The following is a 20,664-nucleotide window of genomic DNA, read 5'->3' as shown; positions in this document are numbered from 1 at the left end:
GTACGCGGGCACCGGCGTCAGCGGGCGCGTGCCTCAGGCCGCGCCCGCATCGAGCAGGTAGTCGTCCTTGAGCCGCACGTAATGCTGCGCGCTGTAGTACAGCGCCTCGATCTGCGCGTCGTCGAGCCGGCGCACGAACCGCGCCGGATTGCCGAGCCACAGTTCGCCCTCGCCGACCACCTTGCCGGGAGACACCAGCGCGCCGGCGCCGACGAAGCCGTGCTTCTTCACCACCGCGCCGTCCATCACCACCGCGCCCATGCCGACCAGGCAGGCATCCTCGATCCGGCAGGCGTGGATGATCGCCTTGTGGCCGATGGTGACGTCCTCGCCGATCACGGTGGCGAAGCCGCCCGCCTTCAGGTGCGGGCCGTCGTGGCTGACATGGATCACCACCCCGTCCTGGACATTGCTGCGCGCGCCGATGCGGATGAAGTTGACGTCGCCGCGGACCACGGTCATCGGCCAGATCGAGACGTCGTCGCCCAGCACCACGTCGCCGATCACCTCGGCGGACGGGTCGATGTACACGCGCTGGCCGAGTTCGGGCAGCGTGCCGCGGTAGCGGCGCAGTCGGTTGGGCACGGGCGTCATGGCGCGCATTGTAGTGCCTGCGCTCGACCTGCCCCGACTAGACTGGTCCGCATGCCCACCGATGCGGACACCCCGCCCGCCGACCTCGCGCCCACGCTGGCGCGGCTGCGCGCCGCGTGGCAGGCAGCCAAGCCCGGCTACGCCCGGCGCCGCGACGACCTGCTGCGCCTGCGCGAGGCGCTGAAGCGCCGCCTGCCGGAGATGGCCGCGGCGATCGCCGCCGACTTCGGCCACCGTTCGCACCACGAATCGCTGGTGGCCGACGGCATGACCGTGCTGGCCGAACTCGACCACCTGCGCCGCCACCTGCGCGGCTGGATGAAGCCGCGCCGGGTGGGCGCCGGCTGGCGCTTCTGGCCGGCGCGCGCGGAACTGCGCCACGAACCGCTCGGCGTGGTCGGCGTGATCGCGCCCTGGAACTACCCGGTCAACCTCGCGCTGATCCCGCTGGCGACCGCGATCGCCGCCGGCAACCACGTCTACCTCAAGCCCTCCGAACACACGCCGCGCAGCGCCGCGTTCCTGCGCTCGCTGCTGGGCGAGGTGTTCCCCGGCGACCGGGTCGCGGTGGCGACCGGCGATGCCGACGTCGCCGCCGCGTTCGCCGCGCTGCCTTTCGACCACCTGGTGTTCACCGGCTCGACCGCGGTCGGGCGCAAGGTGATGGCCGCGGCCGCTCCCAACCTCACTCCGCTCACGCTCGAACTCGGCGGCAAGTCGCCGGCGATCGTCTGCGCCGACGTGCCGGTCGAACGCGTCGCGGCACGGCTGGCGACCGGCAAGTGGTTCAACGCCGGCCAGACCTGCATCGCGCCCGACTACGTGCTGCTGGTGGGCGATGCCGCGCGCCGCGACGCGCTGGTCGCGGCGCTGCAGGCCGAGGTGACCGCGCGCTACGGCGACCTGCGCGATGCCGCCGACTACACCCGCATCATCAACGACGACCAGTTCGCGCGGTTGCAGGCCCACGTCGACGACGCGCGCGCGCGCGGCCTGCGGGTGCTCGCGCTGGCACCCACGCACGATCCCGCGGAGCGCCTGTTCGCGCCGACCCTGGTGCTGGAACCCGGCGACGACGCCACGCTGATGCAGGAGGAGATCTTCGGCCCGATCCTGCCGATCCGCAGCGTGGCTACGCTCGATGCCGCGATCGCCGAGGTCGATGCGCGCGAGCGGCCGCTGGCGCTGTACCCCTTCAGCGACGATCGCGCCAGCATCGAGCGGATCCTGCGATCGACCCTCGCCGGTGGCGTCACCGTCAACGACACCCTGGTCCACTTCGGGATCAACGCCCTGCCGTTCGGCGGCGTCGGCGCCAGCGGCATGGGCGCCTACCACGGTCGCGCCGGTTTCGACGCGATGGGCAAGCAGTTGCCGATCCTGTGGCAGCCACGGCATGCCGGCAGCGACCTGCTCAAGCCGCCGTACCGGAAGATCTCCAAGATCATCGATCTTCTGGTGCGCTGAAGCGGGAACATCCGCGGGCCATTCCGAACGACGGCCGGCGCAACGGGCGTCCTTCCGGTTTCCGCGCGCCGCTGCCGACACGGACCGGGGCGCGGCCGCGCGCCGGCCGCCCTCTCGCATGCCATCCCCACGCGCACCCGGGTGAGGCGGGGATCGCCCGGGGGTTGCGGGCGTTGCGGCGCCGCCATCACGGCCACGCCGCCATCCCTGTCCTGCCCGCGCGGGGCTCCGTTCAGGAAAAAGTCCTCTAGAAGAAGGGGCTGGCAGCCGATATGGATCGCGAGAAACCACGTCCGCCACCACGACCGCCATGTCCGTTCCCAAGCTCCGCCGGCACGCCCGCACGCGTCCGTCGCCACCCCGCGCCCGCCATGTCCTGCCCGGCGCGTTGCTGGCGTGCGCGCTGGCGCCGGGCCTGCATGCGCAGGACACGCCCGACCTGTCGGCGATGTCGCTCGAAGACCTGCTCGACGTGGAGATCGTGACCGCGTCGCGCTTCGAACAGAACATCTCCCACGCGCCGTCCACGGTGCAGGTGATCAGCGGCGACGACATCCGCTCGCGCGGCTGGCGCACGCTGGCCGAAGCGCTGGCCAGCCTGCCGGGCCTGTACCTCGGCGACACCGGCCTCTACACCTACCTCGGCGCGCGCGGCCAGCTGCGCGCCGGCGACTACAACAGCCGCTTCCTGCTGCTGATCAACGGCCACAGGGTCAACGACCCGGTCTACAGCCAGAGTCCGGTGGGCGGCGAGTTCCCGCTGGACATGTCGCTGGTCGAGCGGATCGAGTACGTGCCTGGCCCCGGTTCGGCGGTCTACGGCTCGAACGCGTTCTTCGGCGTGATCAACGTGCTCACCCGGGATGCGTCGACCTTCGGCAAGGGCGAGCTGCGCGCAGGCGTCGCCAGCTTCGGGACCACGGACGTGCAGGTCAGCGTGCCCGTCGCCACGGGCGACGCGACCACGTTGCTGTCGGCGCGGCAGTTCCACAGCCGTGGGCGCGACCTGTACTTCCCCGAGTTCGCCGACACGCCGTCGGGGGGCCACGTGCGCGGCCAGGACGACGAACGCGTGCGGCAGGTGTTCCTCAGCCACCGCCGGGGAGGCCTGGCGCTGCAACTGGTCGCGGGGGACCGCCGCAAGGAGGACCCGGTGGCGCCCTACGAGCAGACGTTCGCCGCGCCCGGCGCCCAGGTGCAGGACCGCTGGATCGATTTCGGCGCGCACTACCAGCGCCGCCTCGGCGAGGCCACGGATGCGAGCGCGCGTCTGGACGTGATCGACTACCGCTACCTCGGCGACTACGTCTACGGCGAGGACGCGCCCTACCTCAACCGCGACGTGTCCTCCGGGCGGTCCGTCGTGCTCGGCGGGCAGCTGGTGACCCGGGCGAGCGAACGGCATACCGTGGTCGCGGGCGCCGAGATCAAGCTCGACCGCTCGGTCGTGCAGCGCAACTTCGACGTGCTGCCCTACGCCAGCTACCTGGACTCGCGCGAGCACATGGCCAGCTGGGGCGTGTTCATGGACAGCGAGATCCGGCTCTCGGACGCATGGCGCTTCAGCGGCGGACTTCGCGCCGACCGCAGCGACCTGGGCACCCTGCGCCTGAGCCCGCGCATGGCGCTGATCTCCGCGCGGCCGGACGACACGGTCTTCAAGCTGATCGTGGGCCAGTCGTATCGCTCGCCCAACGCCTACGAGCGCTACTACGAGGTCGATTCCGAAGACAGCTCGCAGTTCGCCAATCCCGGACTCGGCGCCGAGCACGTGCAGACCGCCGAACTGTTCTACGGCGTCGCGTTCTCGGCGCGCAGCCGGGCCGAACTGAGCGTCTACCACTACCGGCTGCGCGACCTGATCACCCTGGTCGAGGTCGGGGAAGCCGCCCTCACCCTGACCAACGCCGGCCGCGCGTCCTCGCGCGGCGCCGAGCTTGCCTATATCCACCGCAAGCCCGGAGGACTGCTGCTGCGCGCCAGCTACGCCTACAGCGAGGTCACCGATTCGCAGGAGCCGCGGCCGCTGAACGCGCCCCGCGGCAATGCGCGCATCTCGGCCTCGTGGCCGCTGGCGGCGGACCTGGGCATGACGCTCAGCGCCCAGCACGTCGCGCGCCGGGCAAGCCGCGCCGGAACGGTCCCCGCCTACTCGGTGGTCAACGCCCACCTGTCGTGGGAACCGCGCCATCTCCCGCTGGCGCTGTCGCTGGGGGTGCGGAACCTGCTGGACGAGCGCTATGCGGATCCTGTCGGGCCGGAGTTCGCGCAGGATGCGGTCGAGCGCCGGGGCCGCGAACTCCGCCTCGAGGCGACATGGCGCTTCTAGGCCGCCAGCGACGCCCGCGGCACCGGGCCAGGATCGGCTTCGCCGGCCTGCTGCTCGCGCTGTCGGCCGCAAGCGTGTGCCATGCCCAGGTCGACGAGCACACGCTCAAGGCCGCATTCGTCTACAACATCGCCGCGTTCGCGCAGTGGGACGAACCGGCGGCGGACGCGCTGACCATCTGCCTGCAGGTAGATGCCCGGCTGGAGGCGGCGATCGCCGCGCTGGCCCGACGCCCGCTCGCCGGACGCCCGGTGAAGGTGCGCTGGGCGAATCCGGTCGCCGGCTGCGACGTGCTGGTCCACGATGCGTCCACCCCGGTGGCCGCGGCACCCGACACCCTGGTGATCTGCGACGCCTGCCAGGTGCCCGACGGCGTGACCGCGGTGGCCCTGGTGCGCGAGGGCAACAGGATCCGCTTCGACGTCGACGCCGCGCGCGCCCGCGCCGGCGGCATCACCCTCAGCAGCCAGGTGCTGCGCCTGGCCAGGCGCGTGCTGTGAGGACGTCCGCCCTCAAGCCGGCTTCGTCCAGCCTGCGGATGAATACCATCGGCGCGGCGCTGGTCCTGCTGCTCGCCGGCACCGTACTGATGCTGATCCAGTGGGTCGACATCCGGCGCGAGTACATCGCCGATGCCGAAGCGCAGGCGCGGGTCATCGCCTCCAGCAGCGCCGCGGCGGTGATGTTCGGCGATGCCGAGGGTGCGCGCGAGACGCTGGCGCCGCTGGCGTCGCTCCCCGCCGTGCGCCGGGCCGCCCTGCGCGACAAGCATTCGAACCTGATCGCGAGCTACCCCGGGTCCGCCGGCGACGATCCGTCCGCCACGGCGGCCCCTTGCGGGTTCGACTGCACCTGGGTCAGCGCGCCGGTGGTGCTGCGCGACATCCAGGTGGGCGTGGTGCAGTTGCAGATCGACATGGCCCGGGCGCACGCGCGCCTGTGGGGCCTGGGGATCGCCTTCTGCATCGCCTCGCTGGCGGCCTACGCGCTGGCGTATCCGCTGATGAAACGCATGCGCGAGCGCGTGCACGGCGCCGAGGCGCAGCTGCGCTACCTCGCCCACTACGACCCGGTGACGCGGCTGCACAACCGCAACGCCTTCAATGCGCAGCTGGAAAGCGGCCGCGCCCGCGGCGAGCGCATGGCGCTGATCCAGCTCGACCTGGACCGGTTCAAGGAGGTCAACGACAAGCTCGGCCACCAGGCCGGCGACGAACTGCTGCAGCAGGTGGGCAGGCGCATCTCGGAGGCGCTGGGCAGCGGTCAGCACCTGTTCCGCCTGGGTGGGGACGAATTCGCGCTGGTGCTGGTGGGCGCCGATGCCATCGCCCGGGTCCAGGACACGGCCGAAGCGATCCTCGGCCGGTTCGCGGCGCCCTTCGTGGTCGGCGGCCTGAGCCTCGGGGTCACCGCCAGCGCCGGCATCAGCCTCTGGCCGGACGATGCCGAGCGGCTGGAGGAACTGGCGGCCAACGCCGACATCGCGATGTACTGCGCCAAGCGCGAAGGCCGCAACCGCGTCGCCGTGTTCGAGCCGCGGCTGCGCGAGGTGCAGCTGGCGCGGATCGGTATCCGCGATGCGCTGGTCGAGGCGATCGCCTCGGGCCAGCTCGAGCTCCACTACCAGCCCCAGGTATGCGCGCGCAGCGGACAACTGCAGGGCGCCGAGGCGCTGTTGCGCTGGACCCATCCCACCCTGGGCAGCGTGCCGCCGTCGACCTTCATCCCGATCGCAGAGGAAGGATCGCTGATCATCGACCTCGGCCGCTGGGTGATCGGCGAGGCCTGCCGCCAGATCGCCGACTGGAACCGCCTGGGATTCGGGCACCTGCGGGTGGCGGTCAACCTGTCGATGCGCCAGACCCGCGACGAGGCCTTGCCGGCCTTCATCGACGAGGTGCTCAAGGCGACCGGTGTGCCGGCGCATTGCGTGGAACTGGAGGTGACCGAGAGCGTGCTGATGGAGGACACCGACCTGGCGGTGTCGCAGCTGGCGCGCCTGCGCGCGCGCGGGTTGAAGCTGGCGATCGACGATTTCGGCACCGGCTATTCGTCGATGGCCTACCTCGGACGGCTGCCGATCGACAAGCTGAAGATCGACATGGCCTTCGTCCAGGCCGTGCCCGGCGAAGGTGAAGCCATCGCGACCGCGATCCTGGCCATGGCGCGCGCCTTCGGCCTGAGCGTGGTGGCGGAGGGGGTCGAGACCGCCGCGCAGCGGGACTTTTTCCGGGAGGCGCGTTGCGAGCAGTTGCAGGGCTATTTCATCGGCCGCGCCGTGCCCGCCGCGACATTCGCTTCAGAATGGCTGCAGTACCCTGCCGGTGAAGAGGGGCGGTCGCCCCCCTCGTGGGACGCACCACGACTGGCACGACGATGAATTCCGACGCCACCCCGGGAATGCCGACACCTTCCGCGCCGTCCACGCACGGCGGCCAGACCATGGACCAGGTCTGGATCCGCAACCTGCTCGACGCGTCGGACGAAGCGATCTACTTCAAGGACCTGCAGAGCCGTTTCATCCGGGTCAGCCTCGGCATGGCCAACCTGCACGGGCTGACCCAGGAGCGCATGTGCGGGCTGACCGACTTCGACCTGTTCGCCGAGGCGCACGCCGCGGACGCGCTGGCCGACGAGCAGGAGATCATCCGCACCGGCGTCCCGATCCTGAACAAGGAGGAGTGCGAGAGCTTCGCCGACCGGCCGACGCGCTGGGTGGCGACCAGCAAGTTCCCGCTACGCGACCTCGACGGCGCGATCATCGGCACCTTCGGCGTGTCGCACGACATCACCCGGCGGGTGCTGGCGGAGCAGGAAATGGTCCGCCTCGCGGAAGCGTCGGCGCTGGCCAGCGCCGGGCTCGCGCGGGTCGAGGCGCAACTGCGGTCGGTCCTCAACGGCTCCGCCGACGCGATCGCGCAGTACGCGCCCGACCTGCGCTACCGCTACATCAATCCCGCCGGCGAGCGCCTGCGCGGCATGACGCTGGCGGAACTGGTCGGGCGTACCGACCGCGAGATCGGGCCCGACCCGGAAGCGGCGGAGTCCTGGGAAGCTGCGCTGCGCCAGGTGCTGGCGACGGGCCAGCCGCGCGAGCACGAGTTCTCGATGATCGTTCCGGGCGGCAAGGAAGGCTGGTTCCACACCACCCTGTCCCCCGAAACCGACCTGGGCGGCGCCGTCGTCGGCGTGCTCACCTCCACCCGCGACGTCACCGTGAGCAAGATGGCCGAACGGGCGCTCGCCCACCAGGCGATGCACGACCCGGTGACCGGCCTGGCGAACCGCTACCTGCTGATGGACCGGCTGGGCCAGGCGCTCCTGCGCATCGAACGCACGCCGGGGCGGGTGGTGCTGATCTTCGTCGACCTCGACCACTTCAAGGCGGTCAACGATTCCTACGGGCACGAGGTCGGCGACGAGGTGCTGGTCGAACTGGCGCGCCGGCTGTCCGCCGTCGGCCGGCGCGAGGACACCGTGGCCAGGCTGGGCGGGGACGAGTTCGTGGTGCTGTGCGAGAACGTCCGCACCGAGGGCAACGTGCGCGAGATCGCGGGAAGGATCGTGCGCGCGCTGGCCGAGCCGTTCAACGTGGGTGCCGGGCTGCAGGTGCGCCTGTCCGCAAGCGTCGGCGTCGCCGTGACCGGGGATCCGACGGCGCGCGCGCCGGACCTGCTGCGCAACGCCGATACCGCGATGTACCGCGTCAAGCAGCAGGGACGCAACGGCTTCCACATCTTCGATCCCGCGGTGGACGTGGCGACCGACGACCAGTTGCGGCTCGAGGCCGACCTGCAGCATGCGCTCGGCCGCGGCGAGCTCGCCCTGGTCTACCAGCCGCTGCTCTCGCTCGCGGACCGGCGTCTGCTCGGGTTCGAGGCCCTGCTGCGCTGGCAGCATCCCACCCGGGGCACGCTGCTGCCCGGCGACTTCCTGCCGATCGCCGAGCGCATGGGCCTGATGGGCCTGATCGGCGCCTGGGTGCTCGACACCGCATGCAGTCGCCTGGCCACCTGGTCCGCCACTCGCGTTCCGGCTGCCGACGCGGAGCCGCTGAGCATGGCGGTCAACGTCTCCGGCAGCCAGCTGCGGGCGGTGGGCTTCGCCGACCAGGTCCGCGGCGCGCTCGCCGCCCACGGCATCGCGCCGTCGTCGCTGCGGCTGGAGATCAGCGAACGCGACCTGATCCATGGCGACCCGCGGGTGGAGTCGGCGCTGGCCGAGCTCGGCGAACTCGGCGTGCAGCTGGCCGTGGACGACTTCGGCGCCTCGGTGACCTCGCTGGCCCGGTTGCCGCGGGTCCTGGTCAGCGTGGTCAAGCTCGGGCGCTTCGCCGACCTGCGGCAACGCGACGTGGTCGCGGCGGTGATCGCCACCGCGCACGGGCTGGGCATGAGCGTGGTCGCCGGCGGGATCGAGGACGCCGAGCAACTCGCCGAATTCAGCGCGCTGGCCTGCGACGACGGCCAGGGTTTCCTGCTCGGCCGTCCACTGGAAGAGTCCGCCGTCGAACACCTGCTGCGCGGCGGCAGGGCATTCCCGGGCGTGTAACATCGTCGGCCAGGGGCCTGTCGCCCGTCGCCCGCAAGTTCGAATGCGCATCGCCAGCTGGAACGTCAACTCGCTCAACGTGCGTCTTCCGCACCTGGAACAGTGGCTGCGCGACACGCAGCCGGACGTGGTCGGCCTGCAGGAAACCAAGCTCGAGGACGCGCGCTTCCCGGACACGGCGCTGGCCGGTCTGGGCTACCGCAGCGTCTTCCATGGCCAGAAGACCTACAACGGCGTGGCGATCCTCGCGCGCGAGCGCGCCATCGAGGACGTGCAGGCCGGCATCCCGGGTTTCGAGGACGACCAGAAACGGGTGATCGCCGCGACCGTCGACGGCGTGCGCATCGTCAACCTGTACGTGGTCAACGGCCAGGACGTGGGCACCGAGAAGTACGCCTACAAGCTGCGCTGGCTGGATGCGGTGCACGGCTGGCTCGGCGAAGAGCTGCAGCGCCACCCCAGACTGGTGGTGCTGGGCGATTTCAACATCGCGCCCGACGACCGCGACGTGCACGATCCGCTGGTCTGGAACGATGGCCACATCCTCACCTCGGCCGCCGAGCGCGATGCCTTGAGGAGATTGCAGGCGCTGGGCCTGCACGACGCGTTCCGCCTGCACAACGACGAGGCCGGCATCTTCAGCTGGTGGGACTACCGCCAGGCCGCGTTCCGCCGCAACCTCGGCCTGCGCATCGACCTGACCCTGGTGTCGGACGCGTTGCGCGGGCACGCAGCCGCCTCCGGCATCGACCGCGAACCGCGCACCTGGGAGCGGCCGAGCGACCACGCGCCGGCGTGGGTGACGCTCGCCGGTTGAGGCAGGGCGAGCAGCGCCGGTGTATCGACGCACCGCGTAGCCCGGATAAGCGCAGCGCATCCGGGAAACTCTCCGCACCCCGAAAGGACGGCGCAGGCCACCCGGCCTGCGCGCCGCGGCCATGTGGTCGCATTCGCCTGGATTGTCTGTACCTGGCGCTTTGTCGTCCGCGGAGGTCCCGGATGCGCTGCGCTTATCCGGGCTACGCTGCAAGGGTAGACGACGCGTTCGGCTGCAACCCGTTATTCGGTGCCCGGACCGGGACGCGGCGCGGGGCCGGTCGCTCGCGCATCCACGTCGCGCTCCAGCCGCCGTTCGAAACAGTGCCGCCCGGGCGGATGCAGCCAGGCATCGTCGTACATGGGCTCGGCCTGGCGGACCCGGATGCGGCTGTCGGTGGCGAAGTCGGCGCACAGGCGGTAGCGGCGCCGGTCGATCGCCTCGAAGACGTAGGACGCGCCGCTGTCGGGGTCGACGGTCGCGAGCCCACGTTCCGTACCCGGCAGCAGTGCGCCGAGGTCGCGCGGCAGGGCATCGTGCAGCTTCGCGTGCTCTCCGATCGCCGCTTCGATCCGCCGCAGGTCCGCGACCCGTCGCGCATCCAGCTTCGAGGCGCGCTGCGCCGCCGGCGAACCGATCACCATGATCGCGGTGATCACGGTCGCCGCGATCACGACCGCCGCCAGGATCACCAGCCGGCGTCCCACGCTCGCGCCGCTCACGACTCGTGCTCCTCGCGCCGCAGGTCGACCAGGTAATAACCGAAGATCGTGCCCGCGATCGCCCCGACCACGCCGACCTTCAACAGGAAGCGCACGCTCGTCTCGCCGCCGAGCACGTTGTAGACCAGCACGATCAGGTCGCCGATCAGCGCGGCGGCGGCGATGAACAGCGTCAGGTAGGTCAGCCAGCGGCGTACCGGCGAGAGCCGCTTGACCGGGTGCCGCGCCAGGTCCATGCCGATGTGGCGCGCGAGGAAGGCGAACACCGGGAACGCGATCGCCAGGGTCGCGATCGACCAGCGCATCGACTGCCCGAGGCTGCGCACGCGGTACTCCGGATCGGCCGCATCCGGGAAGGCATGGTTGACCAGGTCGAACAACAGGCTGCCCAGGTGCCAGGCAGAGAGGTAGAGGGTTGCGAACAGCAGCAGGTACAGGAACGCCTCGCGGGCCGACAACTGCGGCCGTGGTCGCGGCACCGGCACCGGGAAGTCTAGGTCGGCGTAGGCCGCAAGCGCCACGCGCGCCTGCTCGGGCGTCCAGCCGGCCTCTGCCAGCGCCGATTCCACCTGCTGCCGCGACGCGCCCGCGGCGAGCGCGTCGCGCACGAAGCGTTCCAGTTCCTGCGTGGCCTGGGCCATGGCCGTTGCTCCCGTTGGCATCCGGCCACCACCGTGGCCGCGCCCTCGACGGCCGTCAAGCCGCATGCGCGAAGTCGACGCTCACGCGACCGTGCGGCCACGCCGTCGCGTCACCGGCGCTCACCCCCGACCGCCTGCGTCGCGTAGCCCGGTCGTGGCCGCGTGCGCGCGGTGCAGCTAGCCCGCGTCGCGGACGGTCAGCGTGCCCGGCGTGTTCTGGCCGGTATCGAGGGTCAGGCCGAGCAGGCCCTCGCTCATCGAGTACTGGTAGAAGTCGTTGGACAGCACACGGAACACTTCGTCCGGGGTCTCGGCCAGCGCGAGGCTCTCGGTGAAGCTGGTGCCGCCCATGTCCTGCGACTGCAGCGCCTCGAAGCGCTCGGCGCGATACTCGTCGGACTGCATGAAACCGCGTGCATCGTCGCGCAGTGCGATCAGCTCGGACTCGGTGAACTCCAGCCGCACGTGCTGGTTGCCGTCGTAATCCCTCGACTGGTGTGCGCCGAGGTTCGAAGTGTCGGCGTTGTAGGCGTCGTACAGGTAGGAAGCGAGCGCGGGATCGTAGTTCGCCAGCACCATGCCGTAGCGGGTGGTCCCCGGCACCGGTTGCCCGGCGGCATCGCTGTTCCAGGTGACCTGGCTGTAGTGGTTGTCGCCGACCCGGTAGGAGCCGGTGTTTTCGGTGGTGCCATCGGCCCAGCGCGTGGACACGATCTCCAGTTCGCTGCTGTTGATCTGCGTACTCCAGCCGAAGCCGCCGATCTCCAGGCCGAAGCGCGCCTCGTGGTCGGCGGCCAGTACCTCGGTGGTGCCCGCCCGCAGCACGCCCGGCGGCGACCAGTCCGGCATCTGTCCCGAACTCATGAATGCCTGGTAGGCCGCCTGGCCTTCCTCGGTGCGCAGGTCGAGCTGCGCCACCGACATCGAACGCTCCTCCAGGCTGCGGTCGGCGCCGAGGCCGATCGCGCCGATGCCGCGGTAGCCCAGGCCGAAGAACATGTCGTTCTCCACCGTCTCGACGTCGCCGGCGACGATCTCGAAGGTGTTGGCGTCGATCCGGCGCACGCCGAAGCCCTGGCCCGAGAGGTCGGTGGTGGTGCCGTTGAGGTGCAGCAGCTTGTAGTTCGCCTCGAAGTGGCTGCCGGTCAGGGTCTGGCCGCGGATCAGGGTGCCGGTGCCGATCGGCATCGACATCGGGTCGAGCGGATTGGGCGCGGCGGCGAGGTCGCCATCGGCGATCCGTGCGCCCTGCTCGGGCGTCACCACCGCTTCGTAGGTCACGCGGGTGCCGGCGAACTGCTCGTAGCTGCCCGAGACCGGGATCGGCAGGCCCTTGACCACGTTGCGCAGCAGCGGCGAGTTGTCGACCATGTTGCGCAGTTCGGGGAACGCGTCGAAACGCTCGGCGATGCGGCTGCCCCACTCGTAGTACTTGTTGAGCGGCGTGCGGCCGACGGCTGCGGTGGCGGTGCCCTGCATCTGCACTTCCAGCTCGAAGGTCTGGGTCTGGCTGAAATCGATGCCGGTCTGCACGCCGGACATGTCCACCTGTCCGACCAGGGTGAGGTCGACGCCTCCACGCACCGGCAGCGGCAGGGTCGCCGCGCCTGCGACCGGGGTCTCGAAATGCACCTGCTGGCCGGGGTTGATCGCCCAGGCCAGCACGCCGTCCGGCGCCAGCGCCAGCACTTCGTAGCCGGCCTGCACCTGCGCCGGGGTGGCGTCGGCGGGCAGGTCGATCCCGAGCGCGCCGAGCGCGGTGCGCACCTGTGTGATGTCGAGCCGGGTCACGTCGGTGGACGGTCCGCCGCCGGTGCGCAGGTAGGCGGGCACCTCGGTCGGCCGGGTGGTGGCCTCGTCGACGATGCGGTGCAACTGCTGCACGTGGGGATCGTTGGCGAACGCGCTGCGCGCATCGCCGTACTCGAGCGATCGCGTCGCGCCGTTGAGCGCGTCGTAATCCGACAGTTGCGGTTCGAGCCGGTCGATCGCGGCCTGCGCCTGCGCGGCGCGGCGCTCGTTGAACGTCTCCACGCGCGCTTCGTAGATCGAGCGCCGGTCCTCGTCGGGGAAGCCGGTGGGGATGTCGGACCAGGTGGGCAGGGGCAGGTCGTGGATCGCCTCGACCGCCTCGGCGGGCGTCTGCGCGGTGGCGAAGGTGGGCGGCTCGACCGTAGGCGCGTCCGCAACGGTCGTGGCCTCCGCCGTGGGCGGGTCGGCCTGCGTCGCCTGGTGGCTGTCGCGGATCGCCTGCTGGTCTTCCGGCGGCAGCCGGTGGTAGGTACTCGAATCGATGCCGTAGATCTCGGACACGACGGCGCGCTCCGCGAAGGATGGATGCCGCGGACCTTAGCCTTGCGTGCGCGCCACCGGTATCCGGAGCGACCCTAGGTCCCTCGGCAACGTTGGCGGAAAGCCGGTGGAGCGGGCCGCCTGCCCACCGCAGCACGGAACCGCGGCGCCGGGCGAGGGGCTGCCCTAGCCGCGGGCGAATGCCGCGAAGCCGGCCACGAACTGCCGCAACTGCGCGGCGACCTTGTCGTCGACCAGCTCGCCCCCGGCATCGAACACGCCGCCCGCACGCGACACCATCAGCCGTCCGCCGAACCACGCCCGCGCGCGCAGGGTGTGCAGCACCGGCCACCAGGCATCCTGGGCGAGGATCGTGCCGAAGCCGCCGGGCGATGCGCCGACGACGGCGAAAGCGCGCCCGCCGAACACCGCGGGGATGTCCGCGGCCGGACGCGACAGCCAGTCGATCGCGTTCTTGAACACGCCGGGGATGCCGTTGTTGTACTCCGGAGTGGCCAGCAGCACGCCGTCGGCGGCACGCACCTTCCGCTTCAGTGCCTCGACCGCCGGTGGAAGCCCGGATGCCGCTTCCCCGTCGCCGTCGTACAGCGGGATGCCGTGCAGCGTGGCGACATCGAGCGACACCCCCTCCGGCAGGTCGCGGGCGGCCGCACGCAGCAGCGCGGTATTGAACGAGCCGGCGCGCAGGCTGCCGGAGATGCCGAGCAGGTTCGCCATCGTGCGAGACCTCCGTGGGATGCCCCCATGCTAGCGCGCCTCCACAGCCGCGGCGACGTCGAACCGGAGCGCCTGCGTTCGTCGTGAAGGACAACCAGCGCGGGAGGTCTTCCATGGGCAGGATCATCGTCGAGCAGATCGTCAGCGCCGACGGCTACGCCACCGGGCCCGACGGCGGCATCGACTTCTTCGGCTCGACCGGGGAACTGCAGGACCCGCAGATGGAGGACGAGCAGATGCGCATGCTCGACCCGGTCCGGGCGATCGTGCTGGGCCGGATCACCTACGGCATGTTCGAGGCGTACTGGCCGGACACTTCGCCGAAGGTCGAACGCGTGGCGGCGCCGATCAACACACTGCCGAAGTACGTGGTCTCCTCGACCCTGGCGGCGGCGCCCTGGGGCACGCGCGGCGACAGTGCGCGGATCCTGCGCGGCGATGGCGTCGCGTCGCTGCAGGCGCTGCGTCGGCAGGTCGATGGCGACATCGTCGTCTGGGGCAGCCTGACCTTGACGGACGCGTTGCTGCGCGCCGGTGCGGTCGACCTGCTGCGCCTGCGCACGCTGCCGGTGCTGGTCGGCACCGGGCGTCCGTTCGCGCCCGCCGACCTGGGCCAGCGGGCGCTGGCGCTGGAGGGCTGTCGCACCTTCGACTCCGGTGCGCAGGTGCTCACCTACCGTTTCGCCTGAGCCGGCGCGTTTCCGGAGACGACGATGCCCGGCATCGCCGGGCATCGCCTGCAGCCATCTCCTGGCTTGTCCGCATCGCGCACGCGCTCGCGCGCGCCGGTACGCAATCCTCGCCAGGCGATCAGTCCTTGTCCTTGCCGATGATGCGGCCATCGGCCGGATCCAGGCGCAGTTCCACATCCTTGCCGGCGGGATCGTCGGCTTCCGCCTTCCACAGGCCGTCCTCGAACTCGACGTCGTGCACGTTGCTGTACCCCGCGGCGACGAGTTTGGCCTCGATGTCAGCCTCGCCCAGGTTCGCGACCTGCTCGTCCGGGTACACGGTGCCGGTGCGGGCATCGATCGACACCCCGATCCGGTTGCCATCGGCGCTGCGTGCGTCGGCGCTCCAGGTGCCGTTGTCGAACTCGACGTCGTCGACGTCGGTATAGCCCTGCGCCTCGAGCCTGGCGCGGACTTCGGCGGCGGTCAGCGCGTCCTGCGCGTATGCGGCGCCGGCGGCCGCGAACAGGGCAAGGACAAGGCAGGCCTGCGTGGTCCTGAGCGGGATGTCGCGGCTGAGCGGGATGTCGCGGAAGGTTCGCATGGCGCACTCCTTTCGTGGGGAAGACGCATGCTGGGATCACCAGCCGCAACCGGCCGTGAAATGGGCCCTACGGGTGGCGCATGGTTCATCGGTGCGAAGGCAACGAAAAAGCCCGGCTTGCGCCGGGCTTTTTCCTTGGCCGAACGGAGCGCTTCGTTCAGCGCACGCTGCCACGCCGGAACAGGTTCACGATCGCGAGCAGGACGATCGCACCGATCAGCGCGGTGATCAGGAACCCGATCCAGCCGCCGCCCAGGCCGAAGCCGATCATCGGCAGCAGCCAGCCACCGATGAAGCCACCGATGATGCCCACGACCACGTTGAGGATGATGCCCTGCTGGCCATCGGTACGCATCAGCATGCTCGCGAGCCAGCCCGCGATGCCGCCGACGATCAGGTAGATGATGAAGTTCATGCAGGATCTCCTTTCTTGAATGGGATGGCGCACGCATCCCGGCGAACAGGGGAGCGGAAAAGAGGCTGACAGACGGGCCGTGACGGCGATGTCTGCGGGATTCCGGCAGGCAGCGGCGGGTGTCCCGAAAGCTACGGACCGCTCCGCAACAGGTGCAGCAGCGCCGCCCGTGGCAGCTTCCCGGTCTCGTTGCGCGGCAGCGCCGGCACCCGTCGCAATGGCCGCGGCAGGAACACCGGATCGATGCTGCGGCGCAGGGCCGCGCGCAGGGTGTCCTCGTCGAGCGTGGCGCTGACGTAGGCCGCCGCGATGCGGCGCACGCCGGCGGTTTCCTCGTCGAGCTGGAACACCACCCCGTCGCTCACCCCGGGCACGTCCAGCAGGCGCCGGGTCAGGTCCGCCAGCGACGCGCGCTTGCCGGCGATCTCCAGCAGGTCGGCCTGGCGCCCGCGCAGCACGAAGCGTCCATCGCCCTGCGTTTCGACCAGGTCGGCCAGCAGGACCGGCCCGGCGAGATGGGCGGCGGACACCAGGGTGCCGTCGGGCTGCGGCTGCAGCCGGACGCCGGGATAGGGCGTCCACGCCTCCCCGTGCGCGCTGCGGCGGCTGGCGAAGATGCAGGTCTCGGTGGATCCGAAGGTTTCGCGCACCTCGCAGCCGTAACGCGCCTCGGCCTGCGCGGCCAGTGCCTGCGGCAGCGGTGCGGTGGCGGTCACGATCCCCGCCAGTGGCGGCAGCGCCACGCCCGAGGCGAGCAGCGCGCGCAGGTGCACGGGCGTGGTCACGAGCAGGCGCGCGCCGGCGGCGTCGTGCAGCGCGCGCGCGATGTCCTCCGGGAAGAACGGCCGTCCGCGGTGCACCGCCGCGTCCGTGAGCAGCGGCAGCATCACCGACAACTCCACGCCGTACATGTGCTGCGGTGGTACCGTCGCCACCACGTGCGGCGATTCGCCCGGTGCCCACAGGCTGGCGAGCGCGGCATGGTTCTGCGCGGTGCTGGTGCGCAGCGAGACCAGCGTCTTGGCGTTCGCGGTCGGCATGCCGGTGCTGCCGGAGGTGAAGCCGATGGCGACCACCGCGGACTCGTCGACCCGCAGCGGCGCCCCCTCCAGCGCGGGCAATGTGGCCTCCAGGTGCACGAAATGCGCGCCCGGACCGGCCAGCAGGGCGTCGCAGCCGCAGGCCTCGCCGTCGCCGATGCAGTAGCTGCCGGGATAGCGCGCGCGCACCTCGTCGATCGCCGCGCGGGTGCGCGTGGGCGGCAGCAGGTTCGTCTGCCCGCGCACGGCGGCCGCGCAGAACGCGACCAGGAAGCGGTAGCGGTCCTCGCACAGGTTCACCGCATAGGCCGCGTCGGGCAGCCGTGCCGCGAGCGCGCGCACGTGCGCGGCGAAGGCGGCGCGGGACGTCGTGCCGTCGCCATCGAACGCGAACACGCCCGCGTCATCGCCCGCGGGCAGCGGCAACGTGCTGGAGACTGGCGGCGTGTTGTACTGGACGACTGCGGACATGTTCCCCGACCGGCGGCTCCGGAATGCTCCCCGCCCGCCCCCTAGCTTACGCTGCACGCCGCATTGCCGAGAAAAACGCCCTTGCCGATGGACCCCGCAGAGCCGTACCTGGACGTCGGCCCCGTGCGCTGCGCATGGGGGCCGTATCGCCGTGGCGAACCCGCCGAACCCGCGGCGCGGGCGTGGCTGGCCGGACAGCTGGCGGTGCCGGAAGACGCGCTGGCCCTGTGGCGCGACGTGCACGGTCGCCCGCACCTGGGCCAGGCGCATGCCGGCCTCGATGCGAACTGGAGCCACAGCGGCGAGCGGCTGCTGGTGGCGCTGGCGCGCGGCGCGCGCGTGGGGGCGGACATCGAATGGCTGCGGCCCCGGCCGAACGCGATGACCCTGGCCCGCCGGTTCTTCACCGCCGACGAGGCGGCGCAGCTCGCCGACCTGCCGCACGACGGCGCGGAAGCCTGGTTCGTGCGCCTGTGGTGCGCCAAGGAAGCGGTGCTCAAGGCGCATGGCCGCGGCATCGCATTCGGGCTGGAGCGGCTGGAGTTCACCCGGGACGGCGAGGGCTGGCGGCTGCACCGCTGCGACCCGGCGCTGGGCGCGCCCGCGGACTGGCGCCTGCACGCGTTCATGCCGGCGCCGGGCTACCTCGCCACCCTGGCCTGGCGGCCGCATTAGCCACGAACGGCGATTCGCGAGCCCCGGCCTGCGGTACTCCTACAATGGCGTGATGACGCACCCGCCAATGGACCCGCTGCGCGATCCGGTCGAATCCGGCCTCGGCGCCCTGGGCCTCGACCCCGCGCTGGCCGACCCGTTGCTCGCCTACCTGTCGCTGCTGCAGCGCTGGAACGCCACCTACAACCTGACCGCGATCCGCGACCCGCGGCAGATGGTGACCCTGCACCTGCTCGATTCGCTGGCGATGCAGCCGCACGTGGCCGGTCTCGGCAGCCTGGCCGACCTGGGCAGCGGTCCGGGCCTGCCCGGCATCCCGCTGGCGATCGCATGTCCCGGCTTGCGGGTGACCCTGGTCGAGTCCAATGGCAAGAAGGCGCGCTTCCTGCGCGAGGCGCTGCGGCACCTGCACCTGGGCAACGCACGCGTGGCCGAATCGCGCGCCGAGGCGCTGGACGAACCCGGCGCCTACCAGGCGATCACCGCGCGCGCGCTGGCCACGCTGGCCGACATCCTCGTCGTCGGCGGCCACCTGCTGGCGCCCGGCGGCCGCCTGCTGGCGATGAAGGGCGCACGTCCGGACGCCGAGATCGCGGCCCTGCCCCCCGGCTGGCAGGTCGAGGCGATCCACCCGCTGCGCGTGCCGGGACTGGCGGCAGAGCGGCATCTGGTGGTGGTGGCGAGGGGGAACTGAAGACCGCTTGGAGGCTGAACCGGCCGCGGTCAGGGCCGGGGAAAAAGCGCGCGGCGCTTCCCGAAACGTACCCCGCGGCGGCGGGTGTGGCACCCACGAACGCCGATTTCCTTCGCGGCGCGGCATAATCCCCTGTCCGGGCCGCCGTCTTGCGGCCAACTCCCGCCGCTACCCGAGGCACCCCGGACCCCATGGCCCGCATCATCGCCATTGCCAACCAGAAAGGCGGCGTCGGCAAGACGACCACCGCCGTGAACCTGGCCGCGGCGCTGGCGGCCACGCCCAAGCGCGTGCTGCTGATCGACCTCGATGCCCAGGGCAACGCCACCATGGGCAGCGGCATCGACAAGCGCGACCTGCATGCCTCCACCTGCGACGTGCTGCTGGAGGAAGTGCACGCCGAGGACGCGATCATGGAAACGGCGGAAGGCTACGACCTGCTGCCGGGCAACACCGACCTGACCGCGGCCGAGATCGAGCTGATGGACGAGGAAGGCCGCGAGCAGCGGCTCAAGCGCGCGCTCGATCCGTTGCGTCCGCGCTACGACTTCATCATCGTCGACTGCCCGCCGGCGTTGTCGCTGCTCACGCTCAATGCGCTGACCGCGTCCGATTCGGTGCTGGTGCCGATGCAGTGCGAGTACTACGCGCTCGAAGGCCTGACCGCGCTGCTGCAGACGATCGACGCCCTGAAGGAGCGGCTCAACCCGCAGCTGGAGATCGAAGGCGTGCTGCGCACCATGTTCGACGTGCGCAACAACCTCGCCAACGCGGTCTCGGCCGAGCTGGTGCAGCATTTCGGCGACAAGGTGTTCCGCACCATCGTGCCGCGCAACGTGCGCCTGGCCGAGGCGCCGAGCCACGGCCAGAGCATCATCGGCTACGACCGCGGATCGCGCGGCGGCATCGCCTACCTCGGCCTCGCCGGCGAGGTGCTGCGCCGCCAGCGCGAACGCAACGAACAGGCGGGCGCGGGGGCCGCCACCGACCCGCAGAAGAAGGACGACACCTTGACGGAGACCCCGGCATGAGCACCGCGAAGTCCGCGCCCGCCAGGAAGCGCGGCCTCGGCCGCGGCCTGGAAGCGCTGCTCGGCCCCAAGGCCGCCGCCGAAGCGCCGAAGCTCGAGGCCACGCCCGGAGACGCGCTGCGCACGCTGCCGGTCGACGCCATGCGCGCCGGCAAGTACCAGCCGCGCAAGCACTGGGACAGCGACAAGCTCACCGAACTGGCCGAATCGATCCGCTCGCAGGGCGTGATCCAGCCGATCGTGGTCCGCGCGCTGGCCGACCGTACCTACGAAATCATCGCCGGCGAACGCCGCTGGCGCGCGGCGAAGGAAGCCGGACTGGCCGAGATCCCGGCAGTGGTGCGCGAGGTCGACGACCGCACCGTGGTGGCGATGGCGCTGATCGAGAACATCCAGCGCGAGGACCTCAATCCGCTGGAGGAGGCGCAGGCGCTGCAGCGCCTGATCGAGGAGTTCGACCTCACCCACGCCGCCGCCGCCGAAACCGTCGGCCGTTCGCGCGCGGCGGTGTCGAACCTGCTGCGGCTGCTGGAACTGCCGCCGGCGATCCGCGCGCTGCTCGAGGCGCGCCGCCTGGAGATGGGCCACGCCCGCGCGCTGCTGACGCTCTCGCCCGACCTGGCCAGCAAGCTGGCTTCCGAGGCCGCCGAACGCGGCTGGTCGGTGCGCGAGGTCGAACACCGCGCCGCGCAGTTCGCCGCGGGCAAGGTGCCGGCGTCGCCGAAGAAGGCCACGGGCGGCAAGGCCGCGAACTCGCCCGACATCACCACGCTCGAGAACGAGCTGTCGGAAACGCTCGGCGCCAGGGTCAGCATCAGCAACGGCCGCGGCAACCGCGGCAAGCTGGTGATCCACTACGCCGGCCTCGAGGCGCTCGACGGCGTGCTCGAGCGGCTGCGGCGCCGTTAGCGGC

Annotated in this window: 19 protein-coding genes; 11 read left to right on the top strand and 8 right to left on the bottom strand. The window is 71.3% G+C overall.

The features are described 5' to 3' along the window. Positions 1-33: 33 nt before the first annotated feature. Positions 34-594: a gamma carbonic anhydrase family protein gene (locus tag FZO89_RS11305; protein WP_149103353.1), complete on the bottom strand. Its 561-nt coding sequence runs from the start codon at positions 592-594 to the stop codon at positions 34-36. Positions 595-645: 51 nt separating this feature from the next. Here FZO89_RS11305 and FZO89_RS11300 point away from each other — a divergent pair, with 51 nt between their 5' ends. From FZO89_RS11300 to xth, 6 genes are all read left to right on the top strand, one after another. Continuing rightward, positions 646-2,061, top strand: coding sequence for an aldehyde dehydrogenase family protein (locus FZO89_RS11300; protein WP_149103352.1), 1,416 nt, complete (start codon positions 646-648; stop codon positions 2,059-2,061). Positions 2,062-2,371: 310 nt separating this feature from the next. Then, the gene (locus FZO89_RS11295) at positions 2,372-4,390 is read left to right on the top strand and encodes a TonB-dependent receptor plug domain-containing protein (RefSeq protein WP_149103351.1); all 2,019 of its coding nucleotides are present in this window, start codon (positions 2,372-2,374) and stop codon (positions 4,388-4,390) included. After that, positions 4,378-4,890 carry a YfiR family protein gene (locus tag FZO89_RS11290; RefSeq protein WP_149103350.1) on the top strand — a complete coding sequence of 171 codons (513 nt, stop codon included), beginning with the start codon at positions 4,378-4,380 and terminating at the stop codon, positions 4,888-4,890. The genes FZO89_RS11295 and FZO89_RS11290 overlap by 13 nt, the downstream gene beginning before the upstream one ends. Beyond that, positions 4,887-6,770 carry a putative bifunctional diguanylate cyclase/phosphodiesterase gene (locus FZO89_RS11285; RefSeq protein ID WP_149103349.1) on the top strand — a complete coding sequence of 628 codons (1,884 nt, stop codon included), beginning with the start codon at positions 4,887-4,889 and terminating at the stop codon, positions 6,768-6,770. The genes FZO89_RS11290 and FZO89_RS11285 overlap by 4 nt, the downstream gene beginning before the upstream one ends. Next, entirely contained in the window at positions 6,767-8,941 is a 2,175-nt protein-coding gene (locus FZO89_RS11280; protein WP_149103348.1) for a sensor domain-containing protein, read from the top strand. The genes FZO89_RS11285 and FZO89_RS11280 overlap by 4 nt, the downstream gene beginning before the upstream one ends. A 43-nt stretch (positions 8,942-8,984) precedes the next feature. Further along, positions 8,985-9,758, top strand: coding sequence for an exodeoxyribonuclease III (gene xth, locus FZO89_RS11275; RefSeq protein ID WP_149103347.1), 774 nt, complete (start codon positions 8,985-8,987; stop codon positions 9,756-9,758). Between the two features lie 242 nt (positions 9,759-10,000). Here xth and FZO89_RS11270 read toward each other — a convergent pair whose 3' ends face one another. The 4 genes from FZO89_RS11270 to FZO89_RS11255 all read right to left on the bottom strand — a co-directional run bounded on the left by FZO89_RS11270 (position 10,001) and on the right by FZO89_RS11255 (position 14,151). Beyond that, positions 10,001-10,480, bottom strand: coding sequence for a hypothetical protein (locus FZO89_RS11270; RefSeq protein WP_149103346.1), 480 nt, complete (start codon positions 10,478-10,480; stop codon positions 10,001-10,003). Beyond that, positions 10,477-11,121 carry a DUF5671 domain-containing protein gene (locus FZO89_RS11265; RefSeq protein WP_149103345.1) on the bottom strand — a complete coding sequence of 215 codons (645 nt, stop codon included), beginning with the start codon at positions 11,119-11,121 and terminating at the stop codon, positions 10,477-10,479. Before FZO89_RS11265 ends, FZO89_RS11270 begins: the two co-directional genes overlap by 4 nt. 177 nt (positions 11,122-11,298) lie before the next feature. After that, complete coding sequence (locus FZO89_RS11260; protein ID WP_149103344.1) at positions 11,299-13,434, bottom strand: hypothetical protein; 2,136 nt, start codon at positions 13,432-13,434, stop codon at positions 11,299-11,301. Between the two features lie 165 nt (positions 13,435-13,599). Then, positions 13,600-14,151, bottom strand: a complete 552-nt coding sequence (locus tag FZO89_RS11255) for an NADPH-dependent FMN reductase (RefSeq protein WP_149103343.1) — start codon at positions 14,149-14,151, stop codon at positions 13,600-13,602. 113 nt (positions 14,152-14,264) lie between these two features. On the opposite strand from FZO89_RS11255, the gene FZO89_RS11250 reads away from it, so the two are divergent. Then, positions 14,265-14,840 (top strand): dihydrofolate reductase family protein, encoded by a 576-nt coding sequence (locus tag FZO89_RS11250; RefSeq protein WP_149103342.1) that lies wholly within the window; start codon positions 14,265-14,267, stop codon positions 14,838-14,840. A 121-nt stretch (positions 14,841-14,961) separates the two neighbouring features. Here FZO89_RS11250 and FZO89_RS11245 read toward each other — a convergent pair whose 3' ends face one another. The 3 genes from FZO89_RS11245 to FZO89_RS11235 form a co-directional block, all read right to left on the bottom strand. Continuing rightward, positions 14,962-15,426 (bottom strand): PepSY domain-containing protein, encoded by a 465-nt coding sequence (locus FZO89_RS11245; RefSeq protein ID WP_149103341.1) that lies wholly within the window; start codon positions 15,424-15,426, stop codon positions 14,962-14,964. Between the two features lie 157 nt (positions 15,427-15,583). Beyond that, positions 15,584-15,841, bottom strand: a complete 258-nt coding sequence (locus FZO89_RS11240) for a GlsB/YeaQ/YmgE family stress response membrane protein (RefSeq protein WP_149103340.1) — start codon at positions 15,839-15,841, stop codon at positions 15,584-15,586. A gap of 131 nt (positions 15,842-15,972) precedes the next feature. Further along, positions 15,973-17,352, bottom strand: coding sequence for an AMP-binding protein (locus FZO89_RS11235; RefSeq protein ID WP_149103339.1), 1,380 nt, complete (start codon positions 17,350-17,352; stop codon positions 15,973-15,975). An 87-nt stretch (positions 17,353-17,439) separates the two neighbouring features. Here FZO89_RS11235 and FZO89_RS11230 point away from each other — a divergent pair, with 87 nt between their 5' ends. The 4 genes from FZO89_RS11230 to FZO89_RS11215 all read left to right on the top strand — a co-directional run bounded on the left by FZO89_RS11230 (position 17,440) and on the right by FZO89_RS11215 (position 20,660). Then, the gene (locus FZO89_RS11230) at positions 17,440-18,027 is read left to right on the top strand and encodes a 4'-phosphopantetheinyl transferase family protein (protein WP_149104141.1); all 588 of its coding nucleotides are present in this window, start codon (positions 17,440-17,442) and stop codon (positions 18,025-18,027) included. Positions 18,028-18,079: 52 nt separating this feature from the next. Next, a complete protein-coding gene (gene rsmG / locus FZO89_RS11225; RefSeq protein WP_149103338.1) occupies positions 18,080-18,721 on the top strand; it encodes a 16S rRNA (guanine(527)-N(7))-methyltransferase RsmG in 642 nt (213 codons plus the stop codon). Between the two features lie 191 nt (positions 18,722-18,912). After that, positions 18,913-19,752, top strand: a complete 840-nt coding sequence (locus tag FZO89_RS11220) for a ParA family protein (protein WP_149103337.1) — start codon at positions 18,913-18,915, stop codon at positions 19,750-19,752. Next, positions 19,749-20,660 carry a ParB/RepB/Spo0J family partition protein gene (locus FZO89_RS11215; RefSeq protein WP_149103336.1) on the top strand — a complete coding sequence of 304 codons (912 nt, stop codon included), beginning with the start codon at positions 19,749-19,751 and terminating at the stop codon, positions 20,658-20,660. The genes FZO89_RS11220 and FZO89_RS11215 overlap by 4 nt, the downstream gene beginning before the upstream one ends. Positions 20,661-20,664: the final 4 nt, after the last annotated feature.

The sequence above is a fragment of the Luteimonas viscosa genome (assembly GCF_008244685.1).
GTDB classification, from domain to species: domain Bacteria; phylum Pseudomonadota; class Gammaproteobacteria; order Xanthomonadales; family Xanthomonadaceae; genus Luteimonas; species Luteimonas viscosa.
The sequence above is the reverse complement of the archived record's forward strand: the minus strand, read 5'-3'. Positions and strand labels throughout refer to the sequence as shown.

Bases quoted from the DNA above. Each gene is read 5' to 3' on its own strand.
- FZO89_RS11240 (WP_149103340.1), bottom strand. From the start codon at position 15,841: ATGAACTTCATCATCTACCTGATCGTCGGCGGCATCGCGGGCTGGCTC.
- FZO89_RS11280 (WP_149103348.1), top strand. From the start codon at position 6,767: ATGAATTCCGACGCCACCCCGGGAATGCCGACACCTTCCGCGCCGTCC.
- FZO89_RS11305 (WP_149103353.1), bottom strand. From the start codon at position 594: ATGACGCCCGTGCCCAACCGACTGCGCCGCTACCGCGGCACGCTGCCC.
- FZO89_RS11255 (WP_149103343.1), bottom strand. From the start codon at position 14,151: ATGGCGAACCTGCTCGGCATCTCCGGCAGCCTGCGCGCCGGCTCGTTC.
- FZO89_RS11215 (WP_149103336.1), top strand. From the start codon at position 19,749: ATGAGCACCGCGAAGTCCGCGCCCGCCAGGAAGCGCGGCCTCGGCCGC.
- FZO89_RS11220 (WP_149103337.1), top strand. From the start codon at position 18,913: ATGGCCCGCATCATCGCCATTGCCAACCAGAAAGGCGGCGTCGGCAAG.
- FZO89_RS11290 (WP_149103350.1), top strand. From the start codon at position 4,378: ATGGCGCTTCTAGGCCGCCAGCGACGCCCGCGGCACCGGGCCAGGATC.
- FZO89_RS11300 (WP_149103352.1), top strand. From the start codon at position 646: ATGCCCACCGATGCGGACACCCCGCCCGCCGACCTCGCGCCCACGCTG.
- FZO89_RS11295 (WP_149103351.1), top strand. From the start codon at position 2,372: ATGTCCGTTCCCAAGCTCCGCCGGCACGCCCGCACGCGTCCGTCGCCA.
- FZO89_RS11250 (WP_149103342.1), top strand. From the start codon at position 14,265: ATGGGCAGGATCATCGTCGAGCAGATCGTCAGCGCCGACGGCTACGCC.
- FZO89_RS11230 (WP_149104141.1), top strand. From the start codon at position 17,440: ATGGACCCCGCAGAGCCGTACCTGGACGTCGGCCCCGTGCGCTGCGCA.
- FZO89_RS11245 (WP_149103341.1), bottom strand. From the start codon at position 15,426: ATGCGAACCTTCCGCGACATCCCGCTCAGCCGCGACATCCCGCTCAGG.
- rsmG (WP_149103338.1), top strand. From the start codon at position 18,080: ATGACGCACCCGCCAATGGACCCGCTGCGCGATCCGGTCGAATCCGGC.
- xth (WP_149103347.1), top strand. From the start codon at position 8,985: ATGCGCATCGCCAGCTGGAACGTCAACTCGCTCAACGTGCGTCTTCCG.
- FZO89_RS11265 (WP_149103345.1), bottom strand. From the start codon at position 11,121: ATGGCCCAGGCCACGCAGGAACTGGAACGCTTCGTGCGCGACGCGCTC.
- FZO89_RS11235 (WP_149103339.1), bottom strand. From the start codon at position 17,352: ATGTCCGCAGTCGTCCAGTACAACACGCCGCCAGTCTCCAGCACGTTG.